The sequence below is a fragment of the Actinoallomurus soli genome, from assembly GCF_024055715.1.
GTDB classification, from domain to species: Bacteria; Actinomycetota; Actinomycetes; order Streptosporangiales; family Streptosporangiaceae; genus Actinoallomurus; species Actinoallomurus soli.
Genome location: NZ_JAMXMV010000002.1, coordinates 635,986 through 658,425 on the forward strand (window position 1 = coordinate 635,986; position 22,440 = coordinate 658,425).

Here is a 22,440-nt window from a genome sequence, read left to right on the forward strand (position 1 = left end):
GACGGACAGGGCGGCTAGGCGCGGTTCCGTACGAGGGCGTTCCGGTCCATGGTCGCGATCAGCAGGTTGAGGATCACGATCACCGCGCAGACGAGGGCCGAACGCCCATGGTGCAGCGCGTACAGAGCGGCGACGGCCGCGCCGAACACGACCACCTTGACGAACAGGACGCCGGCGAGCGGCAGCCGGATCCTGGCCCTCGGCGCGGCGAAGAGTCCCCACACCACGGCGGCGACCAGGGGAAGGACCACCGCCAGGACGACGCTCAGGACCACCCCGTCACCGGCTTCGGCGCCCCACCAGGCGAGCACGGCCAGCGCCAGGAGCTCCAGCAGGAACGCCAGGCCCTCATTCACCGCATGCAACGGACGGGGGATCATCGCACTCTCCTTCTCAGCTGCCCGAAGCCTACGGCTCCCGATCACCGGAAGTGGCGCGCGCTGTCGCGGCGGGCGGCTGGGCAAGGGTGGGTAAACGGTGGTCGACTGATCGACGAGGGGGGCTCGTCGGTGATCGATCACGAAGCACCCTCTGTGCTGTCAATAGCAGGGTGTCATCGCTCACTCTCCCGCGAGGTCGACGGCTTCCGCCGGTCGTCGGCACCCTGCTCGTCTCACTGGCCGTCCTGGCCGCGCCGCCCGCGAAGGCCGACCCGGCTTTGGCGCACCCACGGCTCTCGGTCGTTCCCGCCTGCGGCGCCCCGGCCAACGGCCGGATGGCCTGCCTGGCCCTCGTGCGCGCCGACGTCGCCCCGCAGCAAGGGATGCTGAAGTCGGCGGCTCCGCCCGGCATCGGGCCGGCCGCCCTGCAGAGCGCCTACGGCCTGCCCGCGGCGACGGGCGGGAGCGGGCAGACGGTCGCGATCGTCGTCGCCTACGACAACCCGCGGGCGGAGGCGGACCTGGCCACCTACCGGGCGCAGTACGGGCTGCCGCCCTGCACCGGCGCCGACGGCTGCCTGCGGAAGGTCGACCAGAACGGCGGGACCCGGCTGCCGGCGGCGGACATCGGGTGGGGCGAGGAGGCGGCCCTGGACCTGGACATGGTCTCGGCGGCCTGCCCGAACTGCCGGATCCTCCTCATCGAGGCGAACGAGGCGGACATGGAGTCGCTCGGCGCCGGCGTCAACACGGCCGTGCGCCTGGGCGCGCGTTACATCTCCAACAGCTACGGCGGGCGTGAGGACTCCTCGGCCACCCGATACGACACCGCGTATTTCACCCATCCGGGCGTGGCGATCACGGCCGCGTCGGGGGACAGCGGGTACGGAACCATGTATCCGGCGACCTCACCGCGGGTGACCGCGGTCGGCGGCACGTCTCTGCGCTCGGCGGGCGGGTCACGCGGCTGGGCGGAGGTCGCGTGGAGCGGAGCGGGGTCCGGCTGCTCCGCGTTCACGGCCAAGCCCGGCCGGCAGCGGGACGCCGGCTGCGCGCGCCGGACGATCACCGACGTGTCCGCCGTCGCCGATCCGGCCACGGGCGTCGCGGTCTACGACACGTACGGCGTCGGCGGCTGGCTGGTCGTCGGCGGTACGAGCGCCTCCGCCCCGATCATCGCCGCGGCGTACGCGCTGGCCGGCCCGCCGCCCGAGGGCAGTGACCCGGCCTCCTTCCCGTACGCGCACGCAAGCGCGCTCCACGACGTGACGTCCGGGAGCAACGGCTCCTGCGCTCCGGCGTACCTGTGCAACGCGGGGCCCGGCTACGACGGTCCCACGGGTCTGGGCACCCCGAACGGCGTCACGGCCTTCCAGGCCGGGTGAGCGAGGGCCGCCGAACGAGTCGGCGGCCCGGATCCCGTCTCGACGGGTCGCTGATAGGCCCTCCGGTCGTGGTCGCCCGCATCGGTACCGGCCTCATGGCAGGAGGGCCGTCTCCGCCGCGGAACTCCTCTCACCGGTGACGCCAGAACCCACCGCCGCCACCACCGCCGGGACCGTACCCGCCGCCCCCGCCGGGACCGTACCCGCCGCCCGGACCGAACCCGCCGCCGGGGCCGGGACCGTACCCGCCTCGACGGCGGCCGGGGCCGAACCCACCGCCCCCGCCGGGACCGTACCCGCCGCCACCGCGGCCGTACCCGCCGCCACCGCCGCCACGGCCGTGGCGGTGATGCCGGTGGTACCGATGGTGCCTGTGGCGATGGCGTCGGTGGTGGTCGGACGCGGCCACGTTGCCGACGTTGCCCTGGGCCGTGGCCGCCGTCCGGCTGTTGGTGGACGTCACCGCGCCGTTCTGGGCCATCGCGGGCGACGCGAGCATCAGTGCGCTCGCGGTCGCGGCGGTGGCAAGGCCGGAAGCGACCCACTTCTTCCTCGACACGTTCAGCCTCCTTTTCGTCAAGAGCGCATGACGTTTTGAAGTGATGACCGTCTCGGTCGCGCTTGCGGGAGGCCTACGCATCAACCATTATTGCTGCGCAACCTGGAGATAACACAATGAGCCAGTAAGGGCTCCACAAATCCCCGCCATGATAGACCGCTCCTATTGCGCCCTGAGCGGCCGGACGGAGGCGGGCCCGCACAGGTCGAGGGCACAGGCGGTTGCCTGTGCCCTCGAATCGATTGATCCGGATGGCGTTTCCGGACCGCTCCTCGATCACTCAGTCGGTGGGAATACCCTCGCCCACGCCGGTCCGGCCGCGCTCCTCCACGCCGGTCCGGCCGCGCTCGGACATGCCGGTTCGACCGCGCTCCTCCACGCCCGTCCGGCCGCGTTCCTGCGGTCCGAATCGGGTCCGCTCGGTGATGCCGCGCTCATGAGGCACTCGACCGCGCTCGGACACGCCGGTGCGCGTTCTCTCGCTGATGCCGCCGCGCTCGCGGGGGAGCTCCTCCCGGCCGCGCTCGGTGCGCGGCAGGCCGCCCCGGGTCCTCTCGTACTCCCGGCCGTACCGGCCGTAGCTCCTGCCTCTGGGGTGCTCCTCCCGGCGGAACTCACGCCCCGGGCGCATGCGCTCGCGCTCGCGCATGCGCCCGTGCTCGCCGCGCATGCGCCCGTGCTCGCCGCGCATGCGCTCGCGTTCGCGCATGCGCTCGCGTTCGCGCATGCGCTCGCGTTCGCGGCGCCGCCGGCCGTCGTCGCCGGGCAGGGCGGAGACGACTTCCGCCGCCGTGGCCGCCACGACCTGGCTGCCGGTCGAGGGCGCGGTACGGGTCTGGGCGTATGCGGGCGCGGCCATGAGGAGACCGCTCGCCACTGCTGCGGCCGCCAGGCCGCTAACGGACGCTTTCCTCACCACAGTCGTGCCTCCTTTGAATCGGAATGGCATAGAGCCTGAAACACGACGGCCCTGGAATCACTAAGCCGGGCGCGCCGCAATTGCCATCATCCCTCGGTAATCGGCGCGCACCATCACTAATAGGTAATATGTCGCCAAACACGGTGCCTATAGATTTTTTCTATCGCTCGGGCGACGAACGGCCGTACGCGCCGAAACGGCCCGCCCTGACAGGCCGTCCCGGGCGGGCCGGCGACGGCGTGTCAATGCCCGGTCTCTCGGTTCAGGAGAAGGACGTCGGCGGCCGGGTCAGCCTGCGCCCGAGTTCCCGCACCCGGTCGGAGATCTCCGGCGGCGCGTCGAGCGTGAACGCGGCGCCGAGGGCCGCGATCGCGGCGATGTACTGCACGACCAGGTGGGCGGAGTCCGCGCTGAGACGGATCGCGCACCCCTCGGCCCCGCGGTCCTCGATCTCGCCGCGGATCGCGGCGAACAGGCCCGCCCGTACGGCGCCGGCGGGCAGCCGGACCGTCATCCGCGCGGTGTACCGGTAGGACGCGCCCGCGAGGACGCGGGTGAGGTAGGCGGCGGGGTCCGGCACCGGCAGCTCGCGCGGTTCGAACCGGGCGTGCGCGGGCGTCGGGTGTTCGATCCGGTCGGCGCGGAACGTACGCCAGTCCGCCCGGCCGGTGTCCCACGCGATCAGGTACCACCGTCCGCGCAGGGTGACCAGGTGGTGCGGCTCGACCCGGCGGGCGCCGGCCTCGTCCGCGCGGTTCCGGTAGTCGAAGGACAGCAGCCGGCGGTCGCGGCGGCACGCCGCGATCACGGCGAGGACGTCAGGGGCGACGCGTGGCACGTCGCCGTGCCGCACGGCGACGGCGGCGTCGCTCAGCGCGGCCAGGCGGGGCCGCAGCCGGGCGGGCAGCACCTGTTCGAGCTTGGCGAGCGCCCGCGCGGAGCTGTCCTCGATCCCGGCCACGCTGCCGTCCGCGGCCGTCACCAGACCGAGCGCGACGGCGATCGCCTCGTCGTCGTCCAGCAGCAGCGGCGGGAGGTTGCGGCCGGAGACGAGCCGGTAGCCGCCGGCCGTACCGGTGACGCCCTCCACCGGGTAGTCGAGCGCGCGCAGCCGGCTGACGTCGCGGCGCAGCGTGCGGTCGGTGACGCCCAGGCGTTCGGCCAGTTCGGCTCCGGACCATTCTCGCCTGCTCTGCAGCAGCGACAGCAGGCGCAGCAGCCGGCCGGGCAGGTCCTTGCGGGGCGTCTCGGTCACGGATACCAGGTTCGCATCCCTTCCGGACAGGATGTGTCCGGAAGTCCCCCTACGGTGGCGGGCATGAGCGAGACGACGAGGGACGGCCTCGACCGGCTGCGGGCCCGGACGCGCGGACCGGTCCACCTGCCCGGGACCGACGGCTACGACGGCGAACGCCTCGGGTTCCAGCGGCTGGACCCGCACCGGCCCGCGGTGATCGTGGGAGCGGCCGCGGCGGAGGACGTACGGGCCGCGGTCGAGTACGCCGCGGCGCACGGGCTGCGCGTCGCGGTCCAGGCCACCGGGCACGGGCTGGGCCGGGCGCTGCGGGACGGCGTGCTGATCACCACCCGCCGCATGTCCGAGGTCCGGGTGGACCCGGAGTCCCGTACGGCGTGGGTGGGGGCCGGGACGGCCTGGCGTGACGTGGTCGAGGCGGCCGCCCCGTACGGTCTGGCCCCGCTGTCCGGAAGCTTTCCCGGTGTCGGGGCGGTCTCCTACACGCTCGGCGGCGGCATCGGCCTGGTGGCGCGCCGCCACGGCTTCGCCGCCGACCACGTGCGCCGGATCGACCTGGTCACCGCGGACGGGCGGCTCCGTACGGTCACGGCGGCCTCCGAGCCGGACCTGTTCTGGGCGCTGCGCGGCGGCGGCCGCGGCTTCGGGGTGGTCACCGGGATGGAGATCGGGCTACTGCCGATCACCCGGATGTTCGGCGGCGGCCTGTACTTCGACGTCGCGGAGACGCCGGACGCGCCGGAGACCTGGCGGCGGTGGACGGCGACGGTGCCGGAGGAGCTGACGTCGGGTATGACGGTGCTGTCCTACCCGGACCTGCCGATGGTGCCCGAGGAGCTGCGCGGCCGGCACGTCGCGCACGTCCAGGTCGCCCACCTGGGCGGCGAGGCGGAGGGGCGGGAGCTGGTCGAGCCGCTGCGCGCCCTCGGCCCGCGCCTGCGCGACTCGCTGCGCGAACTGCCCTACACCGAGGGCGGCACGATCTTCGCCGAGCCGGACCGGCCGCACGCGTACCGGTCACGGAACCACCTGCTGCGCGCGCTCGACCCGGGGGCGCTCGCCGCGCTGATCGCCTCGGCCGGTCCGGCGGCGCCGGTGATGTGCGTCATCGGGCTCCGGCACCTCGGCGGCGCGCTGGCGCGGCTGCCGGAGATCCCGAACGCCGTCGGGCACCGGGAGGCCGCCTACCTGCTGAACGTCCTGTCCCCCGTCGAACCGGGCGAGGAGGACAAGGTGCGCGCCCTGCACGAGGAGCTCCTCGCGCCGTTCGCCGCCGACGCGCTGGGCCGTTCCCTGAACTTCGGTTACGGGCCGCCGGAGGAGGACGAGTCGGCTGCGGCGTTCGGCCCGGAGACCCACCGGCGGCTGGCCGGGCTCAGGGCCGCTTGCGACCCGGACGGCGTCTTCGACGTCTAGCCGAGCTGGATCGAGCGCTTGGCCATGCCGAGCCAGAAGCCGTCGATGACGCTGCGCTGGGTGTCCAGCTCGGCCTCGCCGGCGCCGAGCGCGACGAACAGCGGCGCGAAGTGCTCCGTACGCGGGTGGGCGAGCCGCCCGGCCGGGGCCCGGTGCTCGAAGTCGAGCAGCGCGTCGAGGTCGCCCGCGGCGAGCGTCTCCCGTCCCCAGGCGTCGAACTCCTTCGACCAGCCGGGCGCGCTCGCGGGATCGGGGTCCCTCGTGAGGCCGCGCAGGTTGTGGGTGAAGAAGCCGCTCCCGACGATCAGGACGCCCTCGTCGCGGAGCGGCGCGAGGCGGCGGCCGAGGTCGAGGAGGCGCTCCGGATCCAGGGTCGGCATGGAGACCTGCAGGACCGGGACGTCGGCGTCGGGGTACATCTCCACGAGCGGGACGTACGCGCCGTGGTCCAGGCCGCGCTCGGGGTCGTCGTGGACCGGGCCGCCGACGAGCTTGCGGACCTTGTCGGCGAGCTCCGGCGCGCCCGGCGCGGGATAGGTCACCTGGTAGTAGTGCTCGGGGAAGCCCCAGAAGTCGTAGGTCAGCGGCACCGGGCGGGTGGCGCCGATGGCGAGCGGCGCGGACTCCCAGTGCGCCGACACGACGAGGACCGCCTTCGGGCGGGGCAGGGCGGCCGACCAGGCGGCGATCTGGCCGGGCCAGATCGCGTCGTCGGCCAGTGGGGGTGCGCCGTGGCTGAGGTAGATCACCGGCATCCGTTCGGACATGCCTACGAGACTACGCGATTTAGTTGAACTCTCAAATACCTTGTCCAAGTGATGGTGAAGAACCCGACAGGGACGGAGCCGCTCCCTGACCTGAGAGGCCGACTTCGCTACCGTCGCGGTGAGCGAACGCGTCACCAGCGACGGAGGGATCCCGCGTGCGAGTCTTGGTGATCGGTGCCGGCGTCATCGGCGCCGCCGTCGCCGCCGGGCTGACCCGCCGTGGCGCGTGGGTGACCGTCCTCGACCAGCGCTTCCCCGGCGCCGGCACCACCGGCACGTCCTTCGCCTGGGTCAACGCGAACGCCAAGGACCCCGAGGACTACTTCACGCTCAACCACACGGCCGTGCACGCCTACCACGCGCTCGGCGGCGACGGCTTCGTCCCCACCGGGCACCTGGAGTGGGCGAACGGCGAGACGCGCCGCCTGGAGCTCAGCGCCCGCGTCGAGCGGCTACGGGACCGCGGGTACGCGGTCGAACGGATCACCGCCCGCCGCGCCGCCGAACTCGAACCCGACCTGGCCGCCCAGCCCGACGCCACGGACTACGTCCTCTTCCCCGAGGAGGGCCACGTGATCCCGGCCGTGCTCCTCGCCCGCCTCCTCGGCGAGGCGCGCGACCGCGGCGCCCGCGTCGAGACCGGCGCGGCCGTCCGGGAGATCACCTCGGGCCGTGGCGGGGTGAGCGTCACGCTCGCCGACGGCGGGGTCCGCGCCGCCGACGTCCTGGTCTGCTGCGTCGGCCGGTGGACGGGCGGGCTCGTCGACGTCCCCGTGCTCGACCCGCGCGTGTCCGGGGCGGTCACGAACGGCTTCCTCGTCACGACCACGCCCGTCCCCGCCCGGCTGGGACGCGTGCTCACGAGCGACCGTCTGAACGTCCGTCCCGACGGCGGCGGCCGCCTGCTGCTCCAGGCGCTCGACCTGGACGAGGCCGCCGACCCCGAGACCCGGCCGCCGGACGACGTCGGCGCCGAGATGATCGCCCGGCTGCCCGAGGTCCTGTCCGCGACCGAGGGCGTACGGGTCGAGCAGACCCGCGTCGGACAGCGCGCCATGCCCGCCGACCGCCGTACCGTCGCGGGGTTCACCGACTCCGCCGCGCGCGTCTACACCGTCGTGACGCACAGCGGGATCACGCTCGCGCCGCTCCTCGGCGACCTGGTGGCCGGGGAGGTGTACGGCAAGGAGTCGGCGCTGCTGCGGCCGTTCCGCCCGGCGCGGTTCGCGGTGCCGGCGCCCGCCGCCGCGCCCGAGACCGAATGCCCGGCCCAGGACCGGGGATAGCTGCACCTATGGGGCACGCCCGTCTGGAGTTCGCCGCCGAACTCCGCTTCTTCCTCGCGCCCGCCGCCCGCGGCGGTGCGCTGCTCGCCCCGCTCGACGGGACCTCCTCCCTCGGGCACATGGTCGAGTCCGTCGGCGTCCCGCTGCCCGAGGTCGGCGCCCTGCTCGTCGCCGGCCGGCCGGTGCCCGCCTCGTACCGCCCGGAGGACGGCGACGTCGTCCGGGTGGACGCCGTACACCGCCCGCAGCGCCTGCCGGCCGGGCCGCCGCGCTTCACGCTCGACGTCCACCTCGGCAAGCTCGCCCGGCGACTGCGGCTCGTCGGGGTCGACACCGACTATCACAACGACATCGACGACGACGTCCTGGTCGAGCTGGCCAACCGCGAGGAGCGGGTCCTGCTGACGCAGGACCGCGGCCTGCTCCGCCGCCGGAGGCTGTGGTTCGGCGCGTACGTGCGCGGCACCCGGCCGGAGGAGCAGTTCCTCGACGTGCTGGACCGGTTCGCGCCGCCGCTCGCGCCGTGGACCCGCTGCACCGCCTGCAACGGCGTGCTGGCGCCGGTCGCCAAGGAGACGATCGAGCACCTGCTGCAGCCCGGCACCCGGCGCAACTACGACGGGTACGCGCGGTGCGAGGCGTGCGGCCGGCTCTACTGGAAGGGCGCCCACCACCGCCGGTTGCAGGCGATCGTGGACGCCGCTCTCAGCTCCTCGTGACCCCGTGATCCCGGGAACCGGTGATCCTGTGATCAGCCGATGTCGCGGCGCCGGAGGCCGGTGAGACCCGCGGCGGTGATCGCGGCCGTGACGGCGGCGAGCGCGAGGAGCGGTGTCGCCGACGCCTCACCGCCCGGCAGCTTGGGAACGTGCGTGAACGGCGACAGGTCCATGACCACCTGGCTCAGCCGCAGGACCGGACCGAGCTGGCCGAGGAGCAGGAAGACGCCGAGCACGCCCCAGGCGGCCGGCGCCAGCCGGGGCGCCGCGCCGAACAGCAGCATCGCGATCGCGGCCGCCACCCACGCGGCGGGCGCCTGCACCAGCGCCGCCCCGAGCAGCCGGGGCACCTGTCCGCCGAGGTCGTGGACCCGCAGGCCGTCGGCCAGCCCCGCCGTCAGCCCGGCGACCGCGAGCAGCAGCACCGGCCCGGCCACCGCGAACAGCAGGTGGCCGATCGACCACCGCACCCGGCGGACCGGCGCGGCCAGGAGCGGTTCGAGCCGCTGCGCGGTCTCCTCGGCCCGCATCCGCAGCACCACCTGGACGGCGTACGCGGCGGCGATCATGCCGATGATGCCCATCATCGCCGCGGCGTAGGAGTCCTCCAGGTCCTGCCGCCCGCCCATCCTGGCGAGGATGTCCCGCATGCTGGAGCTGTCCTTGACCAGATCTCCGATGCCCTTGAGGATGCCGCCGACCGCCGCCCCGTACACGGCGAACCCGGCCAGCCACGCCAGGAGCGCGCCGCGCTGCAGCCGCCAGGCGAGGCCGAGCGGGCCGCCCAGGTACGGCGTGGCGCCGGCCGGGCCGGTCCGCGCCGCGAGCAGGCCCGCCCCCAGGTCCCTGCGCTCCACCAGCGCGTACGCCGCGACCCCCAGGACCAGGGCGGCGACCGGCCCGAGTGCGACGACCCACCAGCGTTCCGCGCCGAACGCCCGTACCTGTTCCGCCCAGCCGATCGGCGTCACCCAGGGCAGCCACGCGACGCGGCCGGCGTCCCCGACCGCGCGCAGCAGGTAGGCGACACCGACGGCGGCGAGCGCGATGGTCCGCGCTGCCTGGGCCGTCTCGGCGACCTGCGCCGCGACGCCCGCGACGGCCGTGAAGCACAGGCCGGGGATCGTCCAGGCCAGCCCGGTCGCGAACGCCCCCGCCGCCGGCAGGCCGATGATGATCAGTGCGAGGGCGGTCACGACCGCGAGCGCGACGTTGGCGACGACCCCGACGAGCAGGCCCGCGGTCAGCGGCGCGCGGCGGCCGACGACGCCCGCGCCGACCAGCTCCAGACGGCCCGCCTCCTCGTCGCCGCGCGTGTGCCGGATGACGAGCAGGACGCTCATCACCCCGACGAGCAGGCCGCCGGTCGCGGCCATCCGCCAGGCGGTGATCCCGCCGATCGACCCGGCGACGTGGATCCGGCCGTACATGGCGACCGCCGCGCCGTTGCCGTTGATGCCGGCGACGAAGTCGCGCAGCGACGCGGGCGTGTCGTACAGCGTCTTGAAGCCGTACGCCGTGCTCGCCGCGTACGCGACGAGGGCGTAGACCCAGACGACGAGCATGATCCGGCTGCGCCGCAGCCCGAGCGCCAGCAGCCGCCCGGTGCCGGCGAGACTCCTCATCGGGTCATCCCCGCGGGTGCCTCGTCCTCGTAGTGGCGGAGGAAGAGCTGCTCCAGGGTCGGCGGGGTGCTCGTGAGGCTGCGGACGCCCGCCCGGGTCAGGTGCCGCAGCACCTCGTCGAGCCGGTCGGTGTCGACCTCGAGCCGTACGCGGGTGCCCTGGACGTCGGGGTCGTGGACGCCGGGCAGGGTCGTCAGCCCGTCGGGCGGGCTCGCCAGCTCGGCCGTGATCGACGTGCGGGTCAGGTGCCGGAGCTCGGCGAGCGTGCCGCTCTCGACGGTGCGGCCCCGGCGGATGATGCTCACCCGGTCGCAGAGCGCCTCGACCTCGGACAGGATGTGGCTGGACAGCAGCACCGTACGGCCGCGCTCGCGCTCCTCCTCGACGCAGCGCTGGAAGACCTCCTCCATGAGCGGGTCGAGGCCGGAGGTCGGCTCGTCGAGGATGAGCAGCTCGACGTCCGAGGCGAACGCCGCGACGAGGGCGACCTTCTGCCGGTTGCCCTTGGAGTACGCCCGGCCCTTCTTCTTCGGGTCCAGCTCGAACCGCTCCAGCAGCTCGGCCTTGCGGTCGGGGTCGTGTCCGCCGCGCAGCCGGCCGAGCAGGTCGATGACCTCGCCGCCGGTGAGGTTCGGCCAGAGGACGACGTCGCCGGGGACGTACGCGAGCCGGCGGTGCAGCGTGGTGACGTCGCGCCACGGGTCGCCGCCCAGCAGCCGCGCCGTGCCCGCGTCGGCCCGCAGCAGGCCGAGGAGGATGCGAATGGTCGTGGACTTGCCCGAGCCGTTCGGGCCCAGGAAGCCGTGGACCTCGCCGGGGCGGACGGTCAGGTCCAGGCCGTCCAGCGCACGCGTCCGGCCGAAGGTCTTCACCAGGCCGGACACGGAGATCGCGTCTGTCATAGTTCTGAACGTACACTAGTTTCACAAAATCGTGAACATAGTGAAGCTCCGATAAGCTGATTACGGACTGAGAGGGGTGGGAGCGCGTGGTCGAGCGGGACCCCGAAACCGTGCGCCGGTTCATCGAGCGGTTCGCCTCGGACCTGGTGGAGGCGGGTGTGCCACGGATGCCCGCGCGCGTCTTCGCGGCGTTGCTCGGCTCCGACTCCGGTCGCCTCACCGCCGCCCAGCTCTCCGAGACACTCCAGGTCAGCCCGGCGGCGATCTCAGGCGCGGTGCGCTACCTGTCCCAGGTCCACATGATCCGGCGTGAGCGCGAGCCGGGATCCCGCCGGGACGTCTACGTCTCGGACGCCGACATCTGGTTCGAGGCGATCCTCAACCGTGACCGGATCATCCCCCGCTGGCAGAAGAGCATCCGCGAGGGTGTCGAGGCGCTGGGCCCCGACACCCCGGCGGGCCTCCGGCTGACCGAGACCCTGGCGTTCTTCGACTACATCCACGAGGAGCTCCCGAGGTTCCTCGCCGAGTGGCAGAAGCGCAAGGCCGAGATGCGGGCCGCCCGAGAGGGCTGATCGGCGGTTCGGGGTCAGCAGTTGGGGATGGGACCGCCGTTCACGTCGCGGGCCTCGTCGTTGCCCCAGCGGGACAGGTAGTACGCGGAGACGTACGCGCCCCGGCCGTTCTTGCCGGGATACGTCCGGTCGAGGTCGGTGCGCAGCCACCAGTGGTTGAACTGCCCGCCACTGCCGACCTGCGCGCCCCAGACCTTGCAGTAGACGTAGTTGTTCCCCTTGTTGAGCACGCCCTGGGCGTCGCCGGTGTTCGGCTCCCGGTAGCCGACGGCGTCGGCGAAGGTGTTCACCCAGTACTTCACCTGGCCGGGCTGTCCCCCGCCGCCTCCGCCGCCGTCGACCCGGACGGCGCCGGCGTAGTCGCCGCCGAGGCGGACCGGCGTCATCCGGACGTGCGTCCCCGACTGGAACGCCTCGACCATCTGGCCGGCCCCGAGGTAGATCGCGACGTGGTGCACCCACCCGCGGCCCCAGAACAGCAGGTCGCCGGGGAGAAGCGGACCGGTGCCCTGCCCCGGAGAGAATCGCGCGACGGCCCGCCCGGTATGGAATTGATTGTCGGCCGTGCCATTGAGAATGTCGCGGCCGGTCGCCCGGTAATAGGCGTATCGCACCAATCCCGAGCAGTCGAATCCGAGCCGTTGCCCGTCGTTCTTGCTGGCCGGATCCTGGCCGTCATAATGGCCGTACGTCGCGCCGGGAACGGGACCGTGGCCGCCGCCCCAGCTGTACCAGACGCCGAGCTGCGAGCACGCCGCCCGCACCGCCTGCTGCGCCACCGCGGACGCCCCCGGCTGCAGCACGTCGCACCCGGCCAGCGCTCGTGCGACCGGACGGCCCGCCGCGCCGACCGTCGACCCCGCCACCGTGCCGGTCGTCGACCCCGCCACCGTGCCGGTCGTCGACCTCGCCGACCCGGTGGCGGCCGCCGGTCCGGCGCCCACCACCGCGGCCCCGACGACGATTCCCGCCATTCCGGCAAGGCCGACGAAATACCGAATGGACATAGGAGCGCCCCCGCTTTCCCGTCGCTGGTCCTTCGCTCGCGCTCATTCCCCCGAGTTGGATCTGCGAATCCCGGATACTCGGCTGCCGCGACCGCCATTCCAGACATGAAGCGAAGAATCGGGCTGCCGGGGGCAGGGTGCTCGCCAGCAGGTGTCTACTCACAGGAGAATTCGTCTTCCCTCAGTAGACGCCACAGACAAAGCCGGGGCCACCCGGGCAGAGCCGGACCGGGGAATACCCCGGCTGCCGCGCACCGGAGTCCCGGGGTCAGGCGCCGCTCGCCACGACGGCGCGCTTCCGGCGCAGGTCGTGCTCCAGGGCGCGGGCGATCGGCCAGAGCGGGTCGGCGAACTCCTCGATGCGACCCCGGTGCTCGCGCCGCTCGCGGCGGCTCAGCACGGTCGGCAGCTCGCCACGGGCGGCCAGGACGAGGGCGGCCGTGGTGCGGCCGTCGGCCTGCGCGGCGGGCCGCAGAGCGGACTTGACCTCCGCCGCGTACCGCTTGACCTCACGGCGCTCGCGCAGGCGGACTCGATCGGGCAGGATCCGGCGCCGCTCGACCTTGATCCAGCGTTCCTTCTCCAGTTGGTCGCGGACCTCACGGACGATGCGGCGCTCGCCGGCGCGGACCCAGCGCCGCCAGGACCGCGGCCCGGCGTCGGCGATCTGGCGCAGCACGGCGTCGAGGACAGGGTCGCCCGTCGGCCGGGCGGCGGCGACCTTGACCTTGCCGTCGTCGTCGGCCAGCCGCTGGTCGAGGTAGAGGTCCGCCAGCGCGGCGGCGCGCAGGACCAGGCCGAGCCGGCTGCGCGCGGTCATCCGCTCCTTGTCCGGGTCGTAGGCGAGCAGGTAGAGCCGTGCGGGCAGCGATCGGGGCAGGTTCATCACTCGGATTCCTCCTCCTTCGGAGGCCGTCCTGGTCTCCGCATGCGGCCGGCGTCGCGGGGCATGCGGCCGGCGTCGGTGAGCGCGCGGCGCAGCAGGAACTCGATCTGCGCGTTGGTGCTGCGCAGCTCGTCGGCCGCCCACCGGGCCAGGGCGTCGTGGACGGCCGGGTCGAGCCGCAGCAGGACCTTCTTGCGCTCCGTCACTGGTACAGGGACCCCGTGTTGACGACGGGCTGGGCGTCGCGGTCGCCGCAGAGGACGACGAGCAGGTTGCTGACCATGGTGGCCTTGCGCTCCTCGTCCAGGTCGACGACGTCGTGCTCGGCGAGCTGGTTCAGCGCGCTCTCGACCATGCCGACCGCGCCGTCGACGATCCGCTGCCGGGCGGCGACGACGGCCCCGGCCTGCTGGCGGCGCAGCATCGCCTGGGCGATCTCCGGCGCGTACGACAGGCGGGTGATGCGCGACTCGACCACGTGCACGCCCGCCGACTCGACGCGCGCCGCGATCTCCTCGGACAGCCGGGCGGTGATCTCGTCGGCGTTCTCGCGGAGGGAGAGCCGCTCGTCGCCGTGCGCGTCGTACGGGTAGATCCCGGCGATGTGGCGGACGGCGGTCTCGGTCTGGATCGCGACGAACTCCTCGAAGTCGTCGACCTCGAACACGGCCCTGGCGGTGTCCTCGACCTGCCAGACGACGACGGCGGAGATCTCGATGGGGTTGCCCTCGGCGTCGTTGACCTTGGTCCGCTCGGTCTCGTGGTTGCGGATCCGGGTGGAGATCTTCCGCCGGGTGGTCAGCGGGTTGACCCAGCGCAGGCCGTCCGTGCGGATCGTCCCGACGTACCGGCCGAGCAGCTGCACGACGCGGGCCTCGCCCGGCGCCACGGCGGTGAGCCCGACGGAGACGAAGGCGGCGGCGACGATGAGGACGATCGCCAGGGTGATCAGTAGGGGCTGCCGGGTGAAGAACAGCGCGACGGCGGCGGCCAGGGCCACGATGACCGCTCCCAGCATCGCCCAGCCCGAGACTCCGGCGGCGGTCCGCTCGCCGACCTTGGGCCTCGGCATCTCGACCTCGGTCACGGCTCCTCCAACGTGCTTAGCGTGAACTATCAAAGTGATATCACTTTAAGCCTCGTGGAGCCCGGGAAGCAAGGCGCGGTCCCGTGATTTGGCGGGGACGGGCAGTATTGACCTGTGCGCCTCATCGACCGTCTGCCCAAGGGATCCGACCCCGACGCCGTGTTCGAAGCCTTCAGCACGTGGGTGACCGAGCGTGGGATCACGCTCTACCCCGCGCAGGAGGAGGCGCTCATCGAGATCGTCTCGGGTGCGAACGTCATCCTGAACACCCCGACCGGCTCCGGGAAGAGCCTGGTCGCGGCCGGTGCGCACTTCGCCGCGCTCGCCCAGGACAAGGTCACCTTCTACACCGCGCCGATCAAGGCGCTGGTGTCGGAGAAGTTCTTCGACCTGATCGACATGTTCGGCAGCGAGAACGTCGGCATGATGACCGGCGACGCGAGCGTCAACGCCGACGCGCCCATCGTCTGCTGCACCGCCGAGGTGCTGGCCAGCATCGCGCTGCGCGAGGGCGCCGACGCCGACATCGGCCAGGTCGTGATGGACGAGTTCCACTTCTACGCCGAGCCGGACCGCGGCTGGGCCTGGCAGATCCCGCTGCTGGAGCTGCCGCAGGCCCAGTTCCTGCTGATGTCGGCCACGCTCGGCGACGTGTCACGGTTCGAGGAGGACCTGACCCGGCGCACCGGCCGTCCCACGGCCGTCGTCACCTCGGCGCAGCGGCCCGTGCCGCTGAAGTACGAGTACCGCGTCACGCCGCTGCACGAGACGATCGAGGAGCTGCTGCACGACCAGAAGGCCCCGATCTACGTCGTCCACTTCACCCAGGCCGCGGCGGCCGAGCGGGCGCAGGCGCTGATGAGCATCAACGTCTCCAGCAAGGCCGAGAAGGAGGAGATCGCCAAGCTGATCGGCGACTTCCGCTTCACGACGAAGTTCGGCCAGACGCTGTCCCGCCTCGTACGGCACGGGATCGGCATCCACCACGCCGGGATGCTGCCGAAGTATCGCCGGCTGGTCGAGCGGCTGGCGCAGGCCGGGCTGCTCAAGGTCATCTGCGGCACCGACACGCTCGGCGTCGGCGTCAACGTCCCGATCCGCACCGTGCTGTTCACCGCGCTGAGCAAGTACGACGGCAGCCGGGTGCGGCGGCTGCGGGCGCGGGAGTTCCACCAGATCGCCGGGCGGGCGGGCCGCGCCGGGTTCGACGTCGTCGGGTACGTCGTGGCGCAGGCCCCCGAGCACGTCGTGGAGAACGAGAAGGCCCTCGCCAAGGCCGGCGACGACCCGAAGAAGCGCCGCAAGGTCGTGCGCAAGAAGGCGCCGGACGGCTTCGTCGGCTGGGACGAGGAGGTCTTCAACAAGCTCATCGCGGCCGACCCCGAGCCGCTGCAGTCGCGGTTCCAGGTCAGCCACGCGATGCTGCTCAGCGTCATCGGCCGGCCGGGCAACGCGTTCCAGGCGATGAAGAAGCTGCTCACCGACAACCACGAGGACCGCGCGAAGCAGCGCCGCCACATCTCCCAGGCGATCGCGATCTACCGCAGCCTGCTGGCCGGCGGCGTCGTCGAACAGCTCGAGGAGCCGGACGAGGAGGGCCGGTACGCCCGCCTCACCGTCGACCTGCAGGAGGACTTCGCGCTCAACCAGCCGCTGTCGACGTTCGCGCTGGCCGCGATGGAGCTGCTCGACCCGTCCTCCCCGTCGTACGCGCTGGACGTGCTGTCGGTGATCGAGTCGATCCTGGAGGACCCGCGCCAGATCCTCGCCGCGCAGGAGAACAAGGCGAAGGGCGAGGCCGTCGCGCAGATGAAGGCGGACGGCGTCGAGTACGAGGAGCGGATGGAGCTCCTGCAGGACGTCACCTATCCCAAGCCTCTGCAGGAGACGCTCGAGGGCGCGTACGAGATCTACCGGCGCGGGCACCCGTGGGTCGCGGACTACCCGCTGCAGCCGAAGTCGGTCGTACGGGACATGTACGAGCAGGCGATGACGTTCACCGAGTACGTCGCGTACTACCAGCTGGCCCGCGTCGAGGGCATCGTGCTGCGCTACCTCGCGAGCGCGTACAAGGCCCTGCAGCAGACCGTCCCCGACTCGGTGAAGACCGAGGACCTGCAGGACCTGATCGAGTGGCTGGGCGAGCTGGTCCGCCAGGTCGACTCCAGCCTGCTGGACGAGTGGGAGCAGCTCCAGCATCCGGAGACCGCCGAGGAGCACACCCGGATCGAGGAGACGCCCACCGTCGTCACCGCGAACGAGCGCGCGTTCCGGGTGCTGGTCCGCAACGCGATGTTCCGCCGGGTGGAGCTCGCCGCCCTGGAGAGGTACGACGAGCTGGGCGAGCTGGACGCGGAGGACGGCTGGGACGCCGACCGGTGGGCCGACGCCCTCGACGCCTACTTCGAGGAGCACGACGAGATCCAGACCGGTCCGGACGCGCGCGGGCCGAAGCTCCTGCAGATCGAGCGGGAGACGGACCTGTGGCGGGTGCGGCAGGTCTTCGACGACCCGGCGGGCCACCACGACTGGGGCATCAGCGCCGAGGTCGACCTGCGCGCCTCCGACGAGGCCGGCCGCGCGGTCGTCCACGTCACCGCCGTCGACCGCCTCTAGGTCGACGGCGTCTCGGACCGGCCACGCCCTGTCGAGGCGCTGGACGCCGGGCGGCGCCCGCCGGTCAGACGGCGGGCGCGACCTCCTCGAACGACCGCTCGGACGCGTGCGGGCGCTCCAGGGCCTCGAGGAAGTCGTGGGCCCACCGGTCCACGTCGTACTCGATGACCCGCTTGCGCAGGGCCCGCATCCGGCGGTGCTGCTCGGCCGGGCTCGCGTTCATGGCGTCCAGCAGCGTCTGCTTCATGCCGTCGATGTCGTACGGGTTGACGAGGAAGGCGCGCTTCATCTCCTCCGCCGCCCCGGCGAACTCGCTGAGCACCAGACTGCCGCGCAGGTCGGCGCGGCAGGCGACGTACTCCTTGGCCACGAGGTTCATGCCGTCGCGCAGCGGCGTCACCACCATCACGTCGGCGGCGAGGAAGAGGGCGGCCAGCTCGTCGCGCGTGTACGACGTGTGCAGGTAGTTGATGATCGGGGAGCCGAGCTCGGAGTACAGGCCGTTGGCCCGGCCGATGTACAACTCGATGTCGTTGCGCAGCCGGCGGTACTCCTCGACGCGTTCGCGGCTGGGGGTGGCGATCTGGACGAACACCGCGTCGCCGCTCTTCAGCCGCCCGTCGCGGAACAGCTCGCTGAACGCCTGCAGCCGCTGGCGGATGCCCTTGGTGTAGTCGAGCCGGTCGACGCCGAGCAGGATCGTGCCCGGGTTGCCGAGCTCCGCGCGGATCTCCGCGGCCCGCTGCCGTACCTCGGGCCGGCCGATCAGGTCGATCAGCTCGTTGACGTCGACCGAGATCGGGTGCGCCTCGGCCCGTACGACCCGGTCGCCGACGACGATCTCGCCGCGTTGGGTCTTCGCGCCGGCCAGGCGCTTGCAGAGCCGGGAGAAGTTCGCGGCGGCGTCGGCGGTCTGGAAGCCGACCAGGTCCGCGCCGAGCAGGCCCTCGATGATCTGCTTGCGCCAGGGCAGCTGGACGAACAGCTCCATCGGCGGGAACGGGATGTGCAGGAAGAAGCCGATGCGCAGGTCCGGGCGGAGCTCCCGGAGCATCTTCGGCACCAGCTGGAGCTGGTAGTCCTGGATCCAGACGATCGCGCCCTCGGCGGCAACCTCCGCGGCCGCCTCCGCGAACCGCCGGTTGACCCGGACGTACGCCTCCCACAGCGTCCGCTTGTACACCGGCGTGGCGACAACGTCGTGGTACAGCGGCCAGAGAGTGGCGTTGGAGAAGCCCTCGTAGTAGCGCTCGACCTCCTCCGCGGACAGGCGGATGGGGACGAGGTCCATGCCCTCGGTGCTGAACGGCTCCAGGTCCTCGTCGGGCGCGCCGACCCAGCCGACCCACGCACCGCCGCGCCGTTGCATGACGGGGACGATCGCGGTGACCAGGCCGCCGGGACTTCGGCGCCAGGACGCTTCGCCGTCCTCGTCGACGACACGGTCGACGGGCAGGCGGTTGGCGACGACAACGAACTCACTCTTCGTAGAGGCTGACACGTTCCCCCTTCTCCCCAAAATTGACTGATTCATCCCATCTAGCCGGATTTCGGGACCGTCGTCACATCGTCGGCCTGCGCGCGGATCACTCACGCCCACGGCCGAGTCGAAATCAGCCTGCGGGGGGAGGACGCGGAGGCCCTCCGGAGCGATCATTCAGGTAATGGTCAAGGTCCCTTCTACGTGAGGTCATGATGTGATCACGGGTTTCGTGGCGGAGGCGCGTCGGCTGACGGCCGAACCACTGGAACGGCTGCGGCGCGGCCGGCTGCCGCTGGCGTTCGGCTCGGCCGCGGCGGTGTTCCTGCTGTGGTCGCTGCACTTCTCCGCCCTCGGCGCCTCCATCGTCCGGCTGATCAGCGACGTCTCCCCCTCCACCCCGTTCTACCTCGCCGTGCTCCGGCTGCCCGCATCGATGTACGCGCCGGCGCCGAACCTCCCGGTCTGGGGGTCGCTGCTGCAGGTGTTCGTGGTGTTCGGCGTCGCCGAGACGTACGTCGGCCGGCGCCGTACGCTCACGGTCGCGCTGACCGCGACGTTCCTGTGCACGCTCAGCGGCCGGATCATGTGCTACCTCGGGCCGGGCTCGATCGTCGGCCTGCCGTGGATCTCCCGGTACGTCTCCGACACCGGCCCGTCGGCGGCGGTCGTCGCGCTCGTCGCTTACCTGTGCTGCGTCCGACGCGCGCCGCGGACGCTGACCATCCTGCTGACCTCGATGGTCACCGAGGTCACCCTGCTGCCGAATCTCGCGGGCCGCGAGCACGTCGTCGCCATCGCCCTCGGCCTCATCGCCGCGCTCGCCGTTCCCGCCGCCGACCGCCTCCGCGTCACGGGGGTGCGATCCCCGGGCTCGGGGATCGTCACGCGTGATCACGCTGGCCTACGATGAGGCGCTGGTCCGGCGACGTCAGGGAGGGTCCGCGTGCGCGTCCATCACTTGAACTGCGGCACGATGCGGCCGTTCGGCGGGCGGCTCCTGAACGAGAGCGGCGACCGGACGACGGGGCGGCTGGTCTGCCACTGCCTGCTGATCGAGACCGACGACGGTCTCGTGCTCGTCGACACGGGCCTGGGGACGCAGGCCGTCGCCCGGCCCAAGGACATCCTCGGCCGGCCGTTCGTCGCGATGACCCGGCCGCGGCTCGACGTCACCGAGACCGCCGTCCGCCAGATCGCGGCGCTGGGCCATACGGCCGCCGACGTGCGCCACATCGTGCTGACCCACCTCGACCTGGACCACACGGCCGGCCTGACCGACTTCCCGGAGGCCGAGGTCCACGTGCACGCCACCGAGCTGGAGGCCGCGCGGCGCCCGGTGACGTTCTGGGAGCGCGAGCGCTACCGGCCGGTGCTGTGGTCGCACCGGCCGCGCTGGGTCGAGCACACCACCGGCGGCGACCGCTGGCACGGGTTCGAGGCCGTACGCGATCTGCCCGGCGGACTGCTGCTGATCCCGCTGACCGGGCACACGCGGGGCCACGTCGGCGTCGCGGTCGAGACCGGCGACGGCTGGCTCCTGCACGCCGGCGACGCCTACTTCCACCACGACCAGGTCGAGTCGGGCGGCTGCCCGCCGGGCCTGCGGCTGTTCCAGACGCTCGTCCAGGCCGACCGTACGACGCGGCTGCACAACGTCGACCGGCTCCGGGAACTGGCCCGGGCCGGTGACGTCACGGTCTTCTCCGCGCACGACCCGGTGGAGCTGGAGCGGCGGAGGACGGCCGTTCAGGAGCCGTCGCGCAGCTCCGAGAGGCGCCTCGGCTCGTAGGCGATCGCGTCGAAGGCGGCGGTGCAGCCGGCTCCCGTCGGCGACTGCGCCGAGAAGCCGTACGACGGCGTCTCCGAGGCGTACAGCGCGAAGTGGCGGATGAGCCGCCAGTGGACCCCGTCGGTGGAGGCGTGGAAGGCGTACGCCGCGCCGACCCGCGCCACCCGCAGCCAGACGTGACCCCCGTCGACGACGAAGGAGTTGCAGTCGTCGGACGTGCCTCGCGTCACCACGGACACCACCATGGGCTCACGCTGCGGGGACAGCTCGAAGGCGAGCTTCGCCCAGGCGCGGTCGTTGAGCCACACGAGCAGCGCGCCCGCGTCGAACGTCGACTCGAAGCCGACCTGGACGCGGGCGCTGAGCAGGAAGTCGCCCTCCGCGCAGGCGAGCAGGTGCGGCGCGTTCAACGTGACGGCCGTACGCTGCGGATCGATGAACAGGTCCGTGCCCGGTCCGGCGGAGATCTCCAGTCCGTCGTCCGTCAACCGGTAGGAACTCACCGGCTCGCCATCCCACCGCAACGACACGGGGATGCGGGGGATGCCGAGCTGCCCGACTGCTTGCGTCACACCGTCTCCTTCGGGTCTGAGAGCCGCCGCGTTTTGGAGCGATCCCAAATCAGAAGGTAGGCCGCGACCGGGGGTTCGTACAGAGTTCGGCTGACGCTTACTTCTTGAGCTGATAACGGCACTGGGCGACCGTGCCGGTCTTCTTGGTGACGACCTTTCCGTCGACCGTGATGCTGCAGGTCAGGTTCCCCGACGTGGAGCTGGCGAGGACGGCGAGCAGGTGACCGCCCGGCACCTTGGCGGTCTTCTTCCACGGCAGTTTCACGTTCGAGGCGTTGCCGCTGGTCGTGGTGTTGTACAGGATGCCGGGAAGCTCTCCGGACCCCTGCACCTCCAGGACGACCGCGTGCCCGCCGGCGGCGGGTTTGGAGGTGGTGTCCCCGCCGGCCGTCTTCCCGGCGCCGTCGGCCGGCCGGCTCGACGAGCCCTTCGCGTCGTTCTTCTTCGAATCACCGCTGCCGCCGCAGGCGCCGGCCGACGCGAGTATCCCGGCAACGGTGCAGATGATCAGTATTCGCCGCATTCGCCGAAGATTAGTGGCAGCGGCGGGTTAATGAGCCTTTACCCGGCGGCGTCAGCAGGAGGAGGTGTCCGTGCGCGACCGGAGCGGCTTCGTGGCGGTCTCGACGAGCCGGTTGAACCGGGCCAGCATCGTGGCCAGGACGCGGACGTCCTCCTCCGGCCAGGCCCCGAGCAGCTGGTGGAAGCTCTCCTGGCGGGCGGCGCTGACCGCGTCCATCCGGCAGCGCCCTTCCGGGGTGAGGTCGAACAGGTGCGCGCGCCGGTCGTCCGGGTCCGGCCGCCGCTCGATCAGGCCGAGCCCCTCCAGCACCTTGAGCTGGCGGCTCATCGTGGCCTTGCCGACCTTGAAGTAGTCCGCGAGGTCGCTGGGGCGGGCCGGAGCGCACTCGCGCAGGCCCACGAGCAGCCCGTACGCCGCGGGGTCCAGATCGGGATGGACCTCGCGCATCATCCCCGCGGACAGCGCCCGCGCGCGGCGCAGCAGCACGCCGAGCTCGTGCTCGAGCGCGTTGTACGCCTGGTCCTTACCGGTGCCGGCCGGAGCCGGTGCCGTGGAGACTGGTGCTTCGGTCATCGCTCGCTTCCTCATGCCTGGCCGTCCCCCTCGATGATCGAGGCGACGGTAAGGATCCACCAGCGCGGGGCTGTTCGTCGACCCCTTCCGGGTGACAGCTCGAAACGATGACCGGG

Annotated in this window: 22 protein-coding genes and 1 pseudogene; 9 read left to right on the forward strand and 14 right to left on the reverse strand. The window is 72.4% G+C overall.

Annotation, left to right across the window (positions count from 1 at the left end; genetic code table 11):
• Positions 1-14: 14 nt before the first annotated feature.
• Complete coding sequence (locus tag NDW01_RS09010) at positions 15-380, reverse strand: DUF2568 domain-containing protein (RefSeq protein ID WP_252818681.1); 366 nt, start codon at positions 378-380, stop codon at positions 15-17.
• A 170-nt stretch (positions 381-550) separates the two neighbouring features.
• Here NDW01_RS09010 and NDW01_RS09015 point away from each other — a divergent pair, with 170 nt between their 5' ends.
• A complete protein-coding gene (locus NDW01_RS09015; protein WP_252818682.1) occupies positions 551-1,765 on the forward strand; it encodes a S53 family peptidase in 1,215 nt (404 codons plus the stop codon).
• A 419-nt stretch (positions 1,766-2,184) separates the two neighbouring features.
• Positions 2,185-2,355, forward strand: a complete 171-nt coding sequence (locus NDW01_RS09020; protein WP_252818683.1) for a hypothetical protein — start codon at positions 2,185-2,187, stop codon at positions 2,353-2,355.
• A 249-nt stretch (positions 2,356-2,604) separates the two neighbouring features.
• Here NDW01_RS09020 and NDW01_RS09025 read toward each other — a convergent pair whose 3' ends face one another.
• Together NDW01_RS09025 and NDW01_RS09030 are read right to left on the reverse strand one after the other, a co-directional pair.
• Complete coding sequence (locus tag NDW01_RS09025; RefSeq protein ID WP_252818684.1) at positions 2,605-3,240, reverse strand: hypothetical protein; 636 nt, start codon at positions 3,238-3,240, stop codon at positions 2,605-2,607.
• A gap of 265 nt (positions 3,241-3,505) precedes the next feature.
• Positions 3,506-4,498 carry a helix-turn-helix transcriptional regulator gene (locus tag NDW01_RS09030; protein WP_252818685.1) on the reverse strand — a complete coding sequence of 331 codons (993 nt, stop codon included), beginning with the start codon at positions 4,496-4,498 and terminating at the stop codon, positions 3,506-3,508.
• Positions 4,499-4,561: 63 nt separating this feature from the next.
• On the opposite strand from NDW01_RS09030, the gene NDW01_RS09035 reads away from it, so the two are divergent.
• On the forward strand, positions 4,562-5,914 hold the full coding sequence (locus tag NDW01_RS09035; protein WP_252818686.1) for an FAD-binding oxidoreductase: 1,353 nt from the start codon (positions 4,562-4,564) through the stop codon (positions 5,912-5,914).
• Here the strand turns inward: NDW01_RS09035 and NDW01_RS09040 are convergent.
• Positions 5,911-6,681 (reverse strand): dioxygenase family protein, encoded by a 771-nt coding sequence (locus tag NDW01_RS09040; RefSeq protein WP_252818687.1) that lies wholly within the window; start codon positions 6,679-6,681, stop codon positions 5,911-5,913. The genes NDW01_RS09035 and NDW01_RS09040 overlap by 4 nt on opposite strands.
• Before the next feature lie 155 nt (positions 6,682-6,836).
• Between NDW01_RS09040 and NDW01_RS09045 the strand changes: the two genes are divergently transcribed.
• Positions 6,837-7,967 (forward strand): NAD(P)/FAD-dependent oxidoreductase, encoded by a 1,131-nt coding sequence (locus tag NDW01_RS09045; RefSeq protein ID WP_252818689.1) that lies wholly within the window; start codon positions 6,837-6,839, stop codon positions 7,965-7,967.
• A gap of 8 nt (positions 7,968-7,975) precedes the next feature.
• On the forward strand, positions 7,976-8,686 hold the full coding sequence (locus tag NDW01_RS09050; RefSeq protein ID WP_252818691.1) for a Mut7-C ubiquitin/RNAse domain-containing protein: 711 nt from the start codon (positions 7,976-7,978) through the stop codon (positions 8,684-8,686).
• A gap of 32 nt (positions 8,687-8,718) precedes the next feature.
• Here NDW01_RS09050 and NDW01_RS09055 read toward each other — a convergent pair whose 3' ends face one another.
• On the reverse strand, positions 8,719-10,311 hold the full coding sequence (locus NDW01_RS09055) for an ABC transporter permease (protein ID WP_252818693.1): 1,593 nt from the start codon (positions 10,309-10,311) through the stop codon (positions 8,719-8,721).
• Complete coding sequence (locus tag NDW01_RS09060) at positions 10,308-11,213, reverse strand: ABC transporter ATP-binding protein (protein WP_252818695.1); 906 nt, start codon at positions 11,211-11,213, stop codon at positions 10,308-10,310. The genes NDW01_RS09055 and NDW01_RS09060 overlap by 4 nt, the downstream gene beginning before the upstream one ends.
• Before the next feature lie 86 nt (positions 11,214-11,299).
• Between NDW01_RS09060 and NDW01_RS09065 the strand changes: the two genes are divergently transcribed.
• Positions 11,300-11,788, forward strand: a complete 489-nt coding sequence (locus tag NDW01_RS09065) for a GbsR/MarR family transcriptional regulator (protein ID WP_252818697.1) — start codon at positions 11,300-11,302, stop codon at positions 11,786-11,788.
• Positions 11,789-11,802: 14 nt separating this feature from the next.
• Here the strand turns inward: NDW01_RS09065 and NDW01_RS09070 are convergent, their stop codons facing one another.
• The 4 genes from NDW01_RS09070 to NDW01_RS09085 form a co-directional block, all read right to left on the reverse strand.
• The gene (locus tag NDW01_RS09070) at positions 11,803-12,795 is read right to left on the reverse strand and encodes a C40 family peptidase (RefSeq protein ID WP_252818699.1); all 993 of its coding nucleotides are present in this window, start codon (positions 12,793-12,795) and stop codon (positions 11,803-11,805) included.
• Between the two features lie 268 nt (positions 12,796-13,063).
• Positions 13,064-13,681, reverse strand: a complete 618-nt coding sequence (locus tag NDW01_RS09075) for a GOLPH3/VPS74 family protein (RefSeq protein ID WP_252818701.1) — start codon at positions 13,679-13,681, stop codon at positions 13,064-13,066.
• Entirely contained in the window at positions 13,681-13,887 is a 207-nt protein-coding gene (locus tag NDW01_RS09080; protein ID WP_252818703.1) for a hypothetical protein, read from the reverse strand. Before NDW01_RS09080 ends, NDW01_RS09075 begins: the two co-directional genes overlap by 1 nt.
• Complete coding sequence (locus tag NDW01_RS09085) at positions 13,884-14,753, reverse strand: SPFH domain-containing protein (protein ID WP_252818769.1); 870 nt, start codon at positions 14,751-14,753, stop codon at positions 13,884-13,886. The genes NDW01_RS09080 and NDW01_RS09085 overlap by 4 nt, the downstream gene beginning before the upstream one ends.
• A 129-nt stretch (positions 14,754-14,882) precedes the next feature.
• Here NDW01_RS09085 and NDW01_RS09090 point away from each other — a divergent pair, with 129 nt between their 5' ends.
• A complete protein-coding gene (locus tag NDW01_RS09090) occupies positions 14,883-17,384 on the forward strand; it encodes a DEAD/DEAH box helicase (RefSeq protein ID WP_252818705.1) in 2,502 nt (833 codons plus the stop codon).
• Positions 17,385-17,448: 64 nt separating this feature from the next.
• Here the strand turns inward: NDW01_RS09090 and NDW01_RS09095 are convergent, their stop codons facing one another.
• Complete coding sequence (locus NDW01_RS09095) at positions 17,449-18,885, reverse strand: alpha,alpha-trehalose-phosphate synthase (UDP-forming) (RefSeq protein WP_252818707.1); 1,437 nt, start codon at positions 18,883-18,885, stop codon at positions 17,449-17,451.
• A 196-nt stretch (positions 18,886-19,081) separates the two neighbouring features.
• Here NDW01_RS09095 and NDW01_RS09100 point away from each other — a divergent pair, with 196 nt between their 5' ends.
• Together NDW01_RS09100 and NDW01_RS09105 are read left to right on the forward strand one after the other, a co-directional pair.
• Positions 19,082-19,777, forward strand: a complete 696-nt coding sequence (locus tag NDW01_RS09100; protein ID WP_252818709.1) for a hypothetical protein — start codon at positions 19,082-19,084, stop codon at positions 19,775-19,777.
• 63 nt (positions 19,778-19,840) lie between these two features.
• Positions 19,841-20,482: pseudogene (locus NDW01_RS09105) on the forward strand (MBL fold metallo-hydrolase); the annotation flags it as partial.
• A 131-nt stretch (positions 20,483-20,613) separates the two neighbouring features.
• Here the strand turns inward: NDW01_RS09105 and NDW01_RS09110 are convergent.
• The 3 genes from NDW01_RS09110 to NDW01_RS09120 form a co-directional block, all read right to left on the reverse strand.
• The gene (locus NDW01_RS09110; RefSeq protein WP_252818713.1) at positions 20,614-21,228 is read right to left on the reverse strand and encodes a DUF1349 domain-containing protein; all 615 of its coding nucleotides are present in this window, start codon (positions 21,226-21,228) and stop codon (positions 20,614-20,616) included.
• Between the two features lie 97 nt (positions 21,229-21,325).
• Entirely contained in the window at positions 21,326-21,751 is a 426-nt protein-coding gene (locus NDW01_RS09115; protein WP_252818715.1) for a hypothetical protein, read from the reverse strand.
• A gap of 51 nt (positions 21,752-21,802) precedes the next feature.
• Positions 21,803-22,324 (reverse strand): MarR family winged helix-turn-helix transcriptional regulator, encoded by a 522-nt coding sequence (locus tag NDW01_RS09120; protein WP_252818717.1) that lies wholly within the window; start codon positions 22,322-22,324, stop codon positions 21,803-21,805.
• Between the last annotated feature and the right edge of the window lie 116 nt (positions 22,325-22,440).